Genomic DNA, 12,096 nt, shown 5'->3' with positions numbered 1-12,096 from the left:
GGCAGCCGTACGTGAGGAGTTTGACCATGAGGGCGCTGACCTGGCACGGACACCGCGACGTCAGGGTGGACACCGTGCCCGATCCCCGGATCGTCGATCCGACGGACGTGATCATCCGGGTCACCTCCAGCGGCATCTGCGGCTCGGACCTGCACCTGTACGAGGTGTTCGGGCCCTTCCTGGACCCCGGCGACATCCTCGGCCACGAGCCCATGGGCATCGTGGAGGAGGTGGGCCCCGAGGTGAGGAACCTCAGGCCCGGGGACCGGGTGGTGGTGCCGTTCAACGTCTCCTGCGGCACGTGCTGGACGTGCGGCCAGGGGCTCCAGTCGCAGTGCGAGACCACCCAGGTCAGGGAGTACGGGACCGGCGCCTCCCTCTTCGGGTACACCAAGCTCTACGGGCAGGTCCCCGGCGGCCAGGCGGAGTTCATGCGGGTCCCCTTCGGCGACACGCTGCCCGTCAAGGTGTCCGGGGACGCCCCCGACCAGCGGTACCTCTACCTCTCCGACGTGCTGCCGACCGCCTGGCAGGCCGTGGCCTACGCCGACGTCCCGCCCGGCGGCACCGTGACCGTCCTCGGGCTCGGGCCCATCGGCGACATGGCCGCCCGCATCGCGCTCCACCGGGGCGCGAGCAAGGTCATCGGCGTGGACCTCGTCCCCGACCGGCTCCGGCGCGCCCGGGACCGCGGCGTCGAGGCGCTCGACCTCAAGGAGCTCGGCGACGGCCTCGGCGACCGGGTGCGCGACCTCACGGACGGCCGGGGCACGGACGCGGTCATCGACGCCGTCGGCATGGAGGCGCACGGCGCCCCGCTCACCAAGGCCGCCCAGAAGATCCCGGGCTTCCTCCCCGACGCCCTCGGCAAGAAGCTGATGACCAGGGCCGGCATGGACAGCATGGCCGCCTTCGACACGGCGGTGGACGTGGTCCGCCGGGGCGGCACCATCAGCCTGTCCGGCGTCTACGGCGGCGCCGTGGACCCCGTCCCGATGTTCAGCCTCTTCGACAAGCAGATCCAGCTCCGCATGGGCCAGGCCAACGTCTGGCGGTGGGTGAAGGACATCCTGCCGCTCCTCGACGACGCCGACCCGCTCGGCGTCGACGGCTTCGCCACCCACACCCTGCCCCTGGAGGACGCGCCCCAGGCGTACAAGACGTTCCAGGCCAAGGAGGACGGCATGGTCAAGGCGGTGCTGACCCCCGGCCGCTGACCGGGCCCCGCGCGGCGCGGTCCACTCGTCCGCCGGACGAATAGTGTGAAGTCATGACTTCGTGGAAGTCGTCCTTCATGAAGATCCCCGATACGGCGCCCCGGGACACGACCGGCCGCACGCGCACCCCCCTGCCCGACAGCACCGCACCTCTGCTCCTCAAGGGGTACGCCTGGCTCCCCGACCTGCGCCGGCGGGCCCACGACGTCCCGGCCGTGCCGGTACGGCTCCTCGGGAAGCGGGGGACCGCGCTGCACGGCAAGGAGGCGGTGGACTTCTTCTACGACGAGAAGCACGTCCGCCGGCACGACGCCATGCCGGGGCCCGTCCTGGACACCCTCTTCGGGCGCGGAGCCGTCCACACCCTCGACGGGGAGGCGCACCGCGCGCGCAAGGCCCTCTTCCTGGACACGCTCAAGGACCCGGCGCGGGTCGCGGCCCTCGCGCGCAAGGCCCAGGAGGAGTGGGACCGGGCGGAGGCCGACTGGCGGGGGCGGGACCGGGTGGTCCTCTTCCACGAGTCCGCCCGCGTCCTGACCCGGGCCGTGCACGACTGGGCCGGGGTCCCCCTGCCCGCGGACGAGGAGGAGGCCACCGCCCGGGACCTCGTGGCCATGGTGGACGGCTTCGCCACCGTGGGCCCCCGGCACGTCCGCGCCCGGCTGGCCAGGAAGCGCCAGGAAGGGCGGCTCGCCCGGCTGATCGGGGAGCTCCGGAGCGCCGGCCTCCCCCCGGAGCCGGAGCACGCCACGATCGCCCGGGCGGTCGCCGCGCACGTGGACGCCGACGGCCGGCGGCTCGATCCGCACACGGCGGCCGTGGAACTCCTGAACGTCCTCCGTCCCACGGTCGCGGTCAGCTGGTTCCTCACCTTCTCCGCCCACGCCCTGCACCGGTGGCCCGAACACCGCGCGCTCCTCGCGGCGGACGAGCGCCACGCCTGGGGCTTCGCGCAGGAGGTCCGCCGCTTCTACCCCTTCGCGCCGTTCACCGGCGGCCTCGCCGCGACCGACACCGAGTGGGGCGGCGTCACCATCCCGGAGGGCAGCCTGGTCCTCCTCGACCTGTACGGCCACGACCACGACCCGGACCTGTGGCCGGACCCGTACTCCTTCGACCCGGCCCGGTTCACCCGGGAGGGCGTGGTGATCGGGCGCGACGACCTCGTCCCGCAGGGCGGGGGCGACCCGGCGGCGGGCCACCGCTGCCCCGGGGAGGACATCACCCTCGCCCTCCTGGCCGCCCTGGTCCCGCGGCTCGCCCGGCTGCCCCACGAGGTGCCCGACCAGGACCTGTCGATCCCCCTGAGTCGCGTGCCGACCCTCCCGCGCAGCGGCTACGTCATGGAGCGCGTCCGCGCGGAGGCGCCGGCCCCGGTGGGCTGACCGCGAGGCCGCCGGACGTTTGGCCGGCGGCGTTCCGGACACCGGAGGTAGCAGCGGACCCGGTGGCGGCGCCCCGGGCCGTGCCCGGGGCGCCGGACCGCCCCGCCTTCCGTACGAGGCCGCCGTCGTCGCGGCCGGTGAGAGGAGACCAGGATGCGCGAGCCGCACACGCCGGGGGAGTCGGAGGAACCGATCCCCCGCGACCGCGAGGACCAGCAGGCCGTCGAGGGCGAGGACCCGTCGGCCATCCCCCTTCCCCAGGTTCCGGGCGGCGACGGCGGCCTGCCGGACACGGAGGAGTCCGGTACGGGCCCCCGGGGCCGTCCGGAGACCGGCGGCGTGGATCCCGAGCAGCCCGCCCCCGACGAACCGGCCGACTGACCGGGCGGTCCCGGCCCAGCCAGCCAGCCAGGCCGCCCGGACCGGAGCCCGCGGTTCCGCCCGGCCCCGGCGGCCCCGGACCGCGACCCGGCCAGGCCCGCCGGACCGGAACCGGCCGGCCGCCGTCACCGGGCCGCGCCCTCCGGGTCGCGGGAGCCCCGCCGCCGGGGCAGCCTGGACCGGAGCCGTGCTCGCCATGGAGACCGGCCCCGGATGCGAGACGCGAAGGCGCCGGGACGCGAAGGCGCGAAAACGTCAGGACGTGAGGACACGGAGATGGGTGCGTTCGAACCGTTGCGCCGCTGGCCCGTATACCGCCAGCTCACCGGCGCCGACCCCCTCGGCCGCGGCCGGGCCGCCACCTCGCCGCGCACCGAGGGACTGCGTCCCCGGACCGCGACCGCCGACCGGGTCGTCCCCTCCGTCTGTCCCTACTGCGCCGTCGGCTGCGGCCAGCAGGTGTACGTCAAGGACGACCGGGTCGTGCAGATCGAGGGCGACCCGGACTCCCCGATCAGCCGGGGCCGCCTCTGTCCCAAGGGCTCCGCGACCCTCCAGCTCACCACGGGCTCCGCCCGCCGCCACGAGGTGCTGTACCGGCGCCCGTACGCGACCGACTGGGAGCGGCTCGACCTCGACACGGCGATGGAGATGGTCGCGGACCGGGTGATCGAGACCCGGCGGCGCACCTGGGAGTGGGAGCACGAGGGGGTGCGCACCGCCCGCACGATGGGCATCGCCAGCCTGGGCGGGGCGACCCTCGACAACGAGGAGAACTACCTCATCAAGAAGCTCTTCACCGGACTCGGGGTGGTCCAGGTGGAGAACCAGGCCCGGGTCTGCCACAGCGCGACCGTCTCCGGCCTCGGCACCAGCTTCGGCCGGGGCGGCGCGACCACCTTCATGCAGGACCTCCAGCACGCCGACTGCATCGTCATCCAGGGCTCCAACTACGCCGAGGCCCACCCCGTCGGCTTCCAGTGGGTCACCGAGGCCAAGGCGCGCGGCGCCACCGTCATCCACGTGGACCCCCGCTTCACCCGCACCAGCGCCCTGGCCGACCTCCACGTCCCGATCCGCGCCGGCGGCGACATCGCCTTCCTCGGCGGGATCATCCACCACGTCCTGAGCGAGGAGAAGGACTTCCGCGAGTACGTCCTCGCCTACACCAACGCCGCCACCCTGATCGGCGAGGACTACCGGGACACCGAGGACCTCGGCGGGATCTTCTCCGGCCTCGACGAGGAGAACCGGCACTACGACCCGGCCTCCTGGCAGTACGAGGGCGGCCGGGTCCAGCAGCCCACCGGAGAGGTCGACGAGCAGTACGGACGGCGCGAGGAGAACGACCGGGACGGGGAAACCGGCGAGACCGGTGAACCGGTCGAGTCCGAGGCCCACGGTTCCGGCGGGGCCCAGGCCCACCCCTGGCCCCGGCGGGACGACACCCTCCAGCACCCCCGCTGCGTCTACCAGATCCTCAAGCGCCACTACGCCCGCTACACCCCGGAGTTCGTGGAGGAGGTCTGCGGCGTCCCGCAGGAGACCTTCCGCAAGGTCTGCTCCGCCCTGACCTCCAACTCCGGCCGCGAACGGACCAGCGCCTTCGTGTACGCCGTGGGCTGGACGCAGCACACCACCGGCTCGCAGTACATCCGGGCGGCGAGCATCCTCCAGCTCCTCCTGGGCAACATCGGCCGCCCCGGCGGCGGCATCCAGGCCCTGCGCGGTCACGCCTCCATCCAGGGCTCCAGCGACATCCCCACCCTCTTCAACCTGCTCCCCGGCTACCTGCCGATGCCGCACGCCCACGCCCACGAGACGCTGGACGACTTCATCGACGCCAGCCGCACCGAGAAGGGCTTCTGGGGCAACATGCGGGCGTACTTCGTCTCCCTCATGAAGTCCTACTACGGTGACGCCGCCACGGCGGAGAACGACTTCTGCTTCGGCCACCTGCCCCGCCTGACGGGCTCCCACAGCACCTACGACACGGTCATGGCCCAGCTCGACGGCGTCTGCAAGGGCTACTTCCTGATGGGCGAGAACCCCGCCGTCGGCTCCGCCAACACCCGCCTGCAGCGCCTGGGCATGGCGAAGCTCGACTGGCTCGTCGTCCGCGACTTCTCCCTGATCGAGTCCGCCACCTGGTGGAAGGACGGCCCCGAGATCGAGACCGGCGAACTGCGCACGGAGGACATCGGCACCGAGGTCTTCTTCTTCCCGGCCGCCGCCCACACGGAGAAGTCCGGCTCCTTCACCAACACCAACCGCTGGCTCCAGTGGCACCACGCCGCCGTCGAACCGGCCGGCGACGCCCGCAGCGACCTCTGGTTCATCTACCACCTCGGCCGCCGCGTCAAGGAACGCCTCGCCTCCTCCGACGACCCGATGGACCGGGCGATCCAGGACCTCACCTGGGACTACCCCGTCGACGGCCCCCTGGAGGAACCGATCGCCGAGGCCGTGCTCGCCGAGATCAACGGACGCGGCCCCGACGGCGCCCCGCTCGACGCCTACACGCAGCTGAAGGACGACGGCTCCACCGCCTGCGGCTGCTGGATCTACTGCGGCGTGTACGCGGACGGCGTCAACCGGGCCGCCCGCCGCACCCCCCACACGGAGCAGGACTGGGTGGCCGCCGACTGGGCGTGGGCCTGGCCCGCCAACCGGCGCATCCTCTACAACCGGGCCTCGGCCGCCCCGGACGGCACCCCGTGGAGCGAACGGAAGGCGTACCTCCGCTGGGACGCCGACGCCGGGCGCTGGACCGGGCCCGACGTGCCCGACTTCATCCCGGACCTGCCGCCCGACCACGTACCCCCCGAAGAGGCGACCGGGCCCGACGCGCTGCGCGGCGACGACCCGTTCATCATGCAGGCCGACGGCAAGGGCTGGCTCTTCGCCCCCGCCGGCCTGGAGGACGGGCCCCTGCCCACGCACTACGAACCACAGGACTCGCCCTTCACCAACGCCCTCCACCCGGACCACTCCCGGTCACCCGTGCGGCAGCTCAAGAGCCGCGAGGGCAACCTTTACCACCCCAGCGGCGGGGAGCCCGGCGCCGACGTGTACCCGTACGTCGTCACCACCCACCGCCTCACCGAGCACTTCACCGCGGGCGGCATGAGCCGCTGGTCGCCCTACCTCTCCGAACTCCAGCCGGAGTTCTTCTGCGAGGTCTCGCCCCGGCTCGCCGAGGAACGCGGCCTCGAACACGGCGGCTGGGCCACGATCATCACCGCCCGCAACGCCGTCGAGGCCCGGGTGATGGTGACCGAGCGGATCGTCCCGCTGACCGTCCACGGCCGCACCGTCCACCAGATCGGCCTCCCCTTCCACTGGGGGCCCAACGGGATCGCCACCGGCGACGCGGCCAACGAACTCGTCGCCATCGCCCTCGACCCGGACGCCCACATCCAGGAGGACAAGGCGCTGACCGCCGACATCCGCCCCGGCCGCCGTCCCCGCGGCCCGGCGCTGCCCGCGCTCGTCGCCGACTACCGGCGCCGCGCCGGCATCACCGCCACCACCGGAACGGAGCCCCGCCCGTGAACCTCTTCGACAGCGGACTCTTCTCCGGCAACCGGCTCGACGGACCCGAACCCGACCCGGCGGGCGACGCGGGCCACCCCGACCCGCCGCCCCGCGTCGGCTTCTTCACCGACACCTCGATCTGCATCGGCTGCAAAGCGTGCGAGGTCGCCTGCAAGGAGTGGAACGCGATCCCCGAGGACGGCATGGCCCTCACCGGCATGTCGTACGACAACACCCAAGCCCTCGGCGCCTCCACCTGGCGCCACGTCGCCTTCGTCGAACAGCGCGTCCCGGCCCCCGAGGGCCGCACCGAACTGCCCCTCGCGGACGGGCCGGAGGCCCCCGCCGGACGCCCCCTCGACAGCGGCGGGAGGACGGCGGGGGAGACCGGCCCCGGCGAACTGCGCTGGCTGATGTCGTCGGACGTGTGCAAGCACTGCACCCACGCCGCCTGTCTCGACGTCTGCCCCACCGGCTCCCTCTTCCGCACCGAGTTCGGCACGGTCGTCGTCCAGGAGGACATCTGCAACGGCTGCGGCTACTGCGTCCCCGCCTGCCCGTACGGAGTCATCGAGCAACGCCCCGAGGACGGCCGCGCCTTCAAGTGCACCCTCTGCTACGACCGGCTCGGCGCCGGACAGGAACCCGCCTGCGCCAAGGCGTGCCCCACCGAGTCCATCGCCTTCGGACCGCTCGACGAACTCCGCGAACGCGCCGCCGCCCGTGTGGAGGAGCTGCGGGAGGCCGGTGTCACGGGCGCCCGTCTGTACGGCCACGACCCGGAGGACGGGGTCGGCGGCGACGGCGCGTTCTTCCTGCTGCTCGCCGAACCCGAGGTCTACGGACTCCCGCCCGACCCGCGGGTCACCACCCGCGACCTCCCCTCCATGTGGCGGCACGCCGGCGCGGCCGCCCTCTCCCTCCTCGCCGGCTGCGCCGTCACGTTCGCCCTGCCGGCCCTCGCACGGAAGAAGGCGACCCGATGAGCGGACGACGGCGCGGCGAGCGGCTGATGGTGGAGCGGGCCGAGTTCACCTCGTACTACGGCAAGCCGGTCATCAAGGCCCCCTCCTGGTCCGCGCGGGACATCGCCGGCTACTTGTTCCTCGGCGGCCTCGCCGGAGCCGGCTCGGTCCTTGCCGCCGGCGCCCAGCTCACCGGCCGGGAGACCACCGCGAAGGCGCTCAAGGTCTCGTCCCTGGCGGCGGTCTCCCTCTCCGCCGCCGCCCTCGTCCACGACCTCGGCCGGCCCGCCCGCTTCACCCACATGCTGCGCGTGGCCAAGCCCACCTCCCCGATGAGCATGGGCTCCTGGCTCCTGTCCGCGTACGGCCCCGCCGCCGGGGGCGCCGCCCTCAGCGCGGTGACCGGCCGGATGCCCCGGGCCGGAGCCGCCGCCACGGGCGCGGCGGCGCTCCTCGGACCGCTCCTGACCACGTACACCGCCGTCCTCGTCGCGGACACCGCCGTCCCGGCCTGGCACGGCGCACACCGCGAACTGCCCTACCTCTTCGCCGCGTCCGCGACCGCCGCCGCCTCCGGCATGGCGCTCGCGGCCGGGCCCCGCGGGGAGAACGGACCCGCGCGCCGCGCCGCCGTCCTCGCCGCGGTGGGGGAGGGGCTGGCGAGCCGGGCCGCCGAACGCGGCCTCGGCCCCGTCGTCGCCGAGACCTGGAAGACCGGGCGCGCGGGCCGGCTCCTGCGCGCCGCGCGGGTCCTGACGGCCGGCGGGGCCGCGGGAGCCGCCCTCTTCGCCGGCCGGAGCCGCGCGGCGGCCCTGACGAGCGGTCTGGCGCTGCTCGCGGGCTCCGCCTGCACCCGCTTCGGCGTCTTCGCCGCGGGCATCGCCTCGGCCGAGGACCCCAAGTACACCGTCGTTCCCCAGCGCGCACGCCTCGAAGCGGACGCCGACACAAGGACTTCATGACCCCTTCCGACATAACGTTCGCGGTTCTGGGCCTCGGAGCACTGGCGGCGGCGGTGGTGCCGCGGCTCGTCAGCGGCAGACCCCTGTCCATGCCCATGGTGTTCCTGGCGGCCGGAGCCCTCTCCGGCCTGCTGCCCGTCCCCCTGCCCGACGTCGACCCCGTGGCGGACCGGGTCTGGATCGAGCACGTCACCGAGATCTGCGTGATCGTCTCGCTGATGGGCGCCGGACTCGCGCTGAACCGGCGCTTCGGGCTGCGCGCCTGGGCCGGGCCCTGGCGGCTCCTCGGCATCACCCTGCCCCTGACCGTCGCCGCGACCACCGCGCTCGCGTGGTGGCTCCTCGACTGGCCGGCGGCCACCGCGCTGCTCGCGGGAGCCCTCCTGTCACCCACCGACCCGGTGCTCGCGGCGGAGGTGCGGGTGGGGGAGCCGACCGACGAGGAGGACGACGAGGACGAGGTCCGCTTCACGCTCACCGCCGAAGCCGGCCTCAACGACGGACTGGCCTTCCCCTTCGTCCTCGCCGCCCTCGCGCTCGCCGGCGCGGGCGGCGTCCTCACGGAGGTGGACTGGGGGCGCTGGTTCGGCGTCGACCTCCTGGCCAGGGCGGCCGTCGCCGTCGCGGTCGGGGTGATCCTCGGGCGCCTCCTCGGCTGGATGTTCTTCAGGGCCGGGGCCTCCTCGCTCCGGCTGTCCGAACACATGGAGGGCTTCGTCGCGCTCGCGGCCACCTTCCTCTCCTACGGAATCACCGAACTCGCCCACGGCTACGGCTTCGTGGCCGTCTTCGTCACCGCCTGCACCGTCCGGGCCGCCGAGCGCGGCCACGGCTACCACAAGGTGCTGCACGGATTCACCGAGCAGGTCGAGCGCCTCCTGACGGCCGCCCTGCTCTTCCTCCTCGGCCGCTACCTCGCCACCACCGGGATCGAGGCGCTGACCTGGCGGACGGTCCTGCTCGCCCTCGCCCTGATCGTGGTCGTCCGCCCGCTGACGGGGTGGATCGCGCAGATCGGCTTCGTCACCGGCCCCCGGGAACGCGTCGTCGCCGCCGTCTTCGGCCTGCGCGGCATCGGCTCCCTCTTCTACCTCTCGTACGCGCTCGGGCACCACGGGTTCGAGGCGCGGGCCCACGAGCTGTGGGTGCTGACCGCCACCACGGTGGCGCTCTCCGTCCTGCTGCACGGCGCGAGCGCCACCCCGGTCATCCGCCACCTGGACCGCCTCCGCGAGATCCGGCCGTCCCACGCGCCCCCGTGAGGGCCCGTCGGTCCGTCGGCCCGTACGCACCGCTGCGGGGCGCGGTCGGGCAGGCGCGCCGCCGCCCGCCCCACCGCGACGGAACGGGAGGAATGGTGCGGTCGGGACGGGGGAGACGCGACGGTGAGAACGTCCGTCCCGGGCGGCGACCGGGCCCACGGGGACGCGACAGGGACAGCAGGACGGAGGACCACGATGGACACCGGCGAGAACGAGTACCGGATCGCCAGGTTCAGAGACCGGCTCGCACGCGAGGACACGGCCGAACTCGGCGTGCGCGTCGAGGCGCGCGGCGCGGCCGTGCTCCTGACGGGCACCGTGCCGACGGCCGAGGGCCGGGAGGCCGTCCTCCGGCTCGCCCGGGAGGAACTGGCCGGGCTCCCGGTCCGCGCGGACCTGGTGGTCGCCTGCGTCGATCCCCCCGAGCGGCCCGAGGAGCTGCTGTGACGGCCCCGGAGCGGCCCGAGGGGCCCGTCGTCCGGGTGGCGGCCGTCGGCGACATCCATCTGGGCCCGGACTGCCGGGGTCTGCTGCGTCCCTCCTTCGAGACGCTGCCGCTCTGCGCGGACGTCCTCCTCCTCGCCGGCGACCTGACCCGTCACGGCACGGTCCCCGAGGCGGAGGTCGTCGCCGACGAGGTCCGCGACCTCGGCGTCCCCGTCGTGGCCGTCCTCGGCAACCACGACTACCACTCCGACCGGGAGGCGGACGTCGCCCGCGTCCTCACCGAGGCGGGGGTCACCGTCCTGGAGGGCGGCACGGCGCTCCTGCCGGTGGACGGCGGGCGGCTCGGCGTCGCCGGGGTGAAGGGCTTCTGCGGCGGGTTCGCGGGCCGCAGCGCCGGGGAGTTCGGCGAACGCGAGATGAAGGACTTCGTCCGCACCACGCGCCGCGCCGCCGAGAGCCTCCACGGTGCCCTGGAGGACCTGTCCGGCTGCGAGGCGCGGATCGCCCTCACCCACTTCTCGCCCGTCCCCGACACGCTCGCGGGCGAACCGGTCGAGATCCACGCCTTCCTGGGCAGCTACCTCCTGGCCGAGGCCATCGACGGCGCGGGCGCCGACCTCGCGGTGCACGGCCACGCCCACCTGGGCACCGAGCACGGCATGACGGCGGGCGGGGTGCGCGTCCGCAACGTCGCCCAGCCGGTCATCCGGAAGGCGTTCGCCCTCTACCACCTGCCGCTCGCGGGGGGACGGGAGGAGACGGGAGACCGGGAGGGGACCGGACGGATCGCCCCGCCCCCGGCCGTGGACGCCCCCATGTGACCTCCGGACGCACGGGTGCCCCCGCCGGCCGCCGGCGGGGGCACCCGTACGTCCGGAGGCCTACGGCAGCGGGGTGCCGCCGGTGGCGTTGACGACCTCGCCGGTGATGTAGCTCGCCCCGGGGGAGGCGAGGAAGACGTACGCGGGCGCCAGTTCCGCCGGCTGGGCGGGGCGCCCCAGCGGCGACTGGGCGCCGAAGTCCTCCGTGCTCGGCATCGTCGCGGGGATGAGCGGGGTCCACACCGGTCCGGGGGCGACCGCGTTGACGCGGATGCCGCGTTCGGCCAGGAGCTGGGCCATGCTGTGGGTGAAGGAGACGATCGCCGCCTTCGTCATCGCGTAGTCGAAGAGGTGCGGACTGGGCTGGTAGCCCTGCACGGAGGTGGTGTTGATGACGCATCCGCCGCGCGGCATGTGGGCCAGCGCCTCGCGGGTGAGCCAGAACATCCCGTACAGGTTGGTCTTCATGACCCGGTCGAACTGCTCCGTGGTGACGGCCTCGATCCCGTCCGGCTGGGACATCTGGTAGGCGGCGTTGTTGACCAGGAGGTCGACGCGCCCCAGCTCGTCCACCGCCCGGCCGATCAGGGCCTTGCACTGCTCCTCGTCCCGGATGTCGCACGCGACGGGCACCGCCGTGCGCCCCGCCTCGCGGACCAGGCGCGCCGTCTCGGCCGCCTCGTCCGCCTCCTCGGGGAGGTGGGTGAAGACGACGTCCGCGCCCTCGCGGGCGAACGCCAGGCAGACGGCCCTGCCGATCCCGGAATCCCCGCCGGTGACGACCGCGGCGCGGTCGGGGAGCAGGCCGTGGCCCCGGTAGGAGTCCTCCCCGTGGTCGGGCCGGGGGTCCATCCGCTCGGTCGAACCGGGGTGCTCCTGTTCCTGCTCCGGGAACGGGGGGACGGGGTGGAGGGAGGTCGGGTCGGGCAGACGGGGGGCTTCCTGAGGTGACATGAACCGTTCCTTCGTGCGGTGCGGATGAGCGTGGACCGGCGGCGGGCGGCCGGGGGAGGGCCGCGAGCCGTCGCGCGTCACCGGTCCCGCGGACGCCGTTCCCGCCCGCGACGGCGCGGGGCGGTGTTCCTCTCGGTCTCCACGGCGTCCACGGTGTCCGGCTAC

At 74.2% G+C, this 12,096-nt stretch carries 10 protein-coding genes; 9 read left to right on the top strand and 1 reads right to left on the bottom strand.

What is annotated here, in order from left to right:
• Positions 1 to 26: 26 nt before the first annotated feature.
• The 9 genes from ACFYZY_RS24855 (at position 27) to ACFYZY_RS24815 (ending at position 10,977) form a co-directional block, all read left to right on the top strand.
• Positions 27 to 1,217, top strand: coding sequence for a zinc-dependent alcohol dehydrogenase (locus tag ACFYZY_RS24855; protein WP_388698012.1), 1,191 nt, complete (start codon positions 27 to 29; stop codon positions 1,215 to 1,217).
• A 131-nt stretch (positions 1,218 to 1,348) separates the two neighbouring features.
• Complete coding sequence (locus tag ACFYZY_RS24850; RefSeq protein ID WP_388698078.1) at positions 1,349 to 2,602, top strand: cytochrome P450; 1,254 nt, start codon at positions 1,349 to 1,351, stop codon at positions 2,600 to 2,602.
• 153 nt (positions 2,603 to 2,755) lie between these two features.
• Positions 2,756 to 2,983, top strand: a complete 228-nt coding sequence (locus tag ACFYZY_RS24845; RefSeq protein WP_388698010.1) for a hypothetical protein — start codon at positions 2,756 to 2,758, stop codon at positions 2,981 to 2,983.
• 276 nt (positions 2,984 to 3,259) lie between these two features.
• Entirely contained in the window at positions 3,260 to 6,538 is a 3,279-nt protein-coding gene (gene fdh / locus ACFYZY_RS24840; RefSeq protein WP_388698007.1) for a formate dehydrogenase, read from the top strand.
• The gene (locus tag ACFYZY_RS24835) at positions 6,535 to 7,506 is read left to right on the top strand and encodes a 4Fe-4S dicluster domain-containing protein (protein ID WP_388698005.1); all 972 of its coding nucleotides are present in this window, start codon (positions 6,535 to 6,537) and stop codon (positions 7,504 to 7,506) included. Before fdh ends, ACFYZY_RS24835 begins: the two co-directional genes overlap by 4 nt.
• Positions 7,503 to 8,447, top strand: a complete 945-nt coding sequence (nrfD, locus tag ACFYZY_RS24830; RefSeq protein ID WP_388698002.1) for an NrfD/PsrC family molybdoenzyme membrane anchor subunit — start codon at positions 7,503 to 7,505, stop codon at positions 8,445 to 8,447. Before ACFYZY_RS24835 ends, nrfD begins: the two co-directional genes overlap by 4 nt.
• Positions 8,444 to 9,709, top strand: coding sequence for a cation:proton antiporter (locus ACFYZY_RS24825; protein WP_388698000.1), 1,266 nt, complete (start codon positions 8,444 to 8,446; stop codon positions 9,707 to 9,709). Before nrfD ends, ACFYZY_RS24825 begins: the two co-directional genes overlap by 4 nt.
• 195 nt (positions 9,710 to 9,904) lie before the next feature.
• Complete coding sequence (locus tag ACFYZY_RS24820) at positions 9,905 to 10,156, top strand: BON domain-containing protein (protein WP_388697997.1); 252 nt, start codon at positions 9,905 to 9,907, stop codon at positions 10,154 to 10,156.
• Positions 10,153 to 10,977: a metallophosphoesterase gene (locus ACFYZY_RS24815; protein WP_388697994.1), complete on the top strand. Its 825-nt coding sequence runs from the start codon at positions 10,153 to 10,155 to the stop codon at positions 10,975 to 10,977. Before ACFYZY_RS24820 ends, ACFYZY_RS24815 begins: the two co-directional genes overlap by 4 nt.
• A 60-nt stretch (positions 10,978 to 11,037) precedes the next feature.
• Here the strand turns inward: ACFYZY_RS24815 and ACFYZY_RS24810 are convergent, their stop codons facing one another.
• Positions 11,038 to 11,931 (bottom strand): SDR family oxidoreductase, encoded by an 894-nt coding sequence (locus ACFYZY_RS24810; protein WP_388697991.1) that lies wholly within the window; start codon positions 11,929 to 11,931, stop codon positions 11,038 to 11,040.
• Positions 11,932 to 12,096: the final 165 nt, after the last annotated feature.

The sequence above is a fragment of the Streptomyces sp. NPDC001744 genome (assembly GCF_042892575.1).
Taxonomy (GTDB): Bacteria; Actinomycetota; Actinomycetes; order Streptomycetales; family Streptomycetaceae; genus Streptomyces.
Note: the sequence above shows the minus strand (reverse complement) of the source record. Positions and strands in the feature narration are given on the sequence as shown.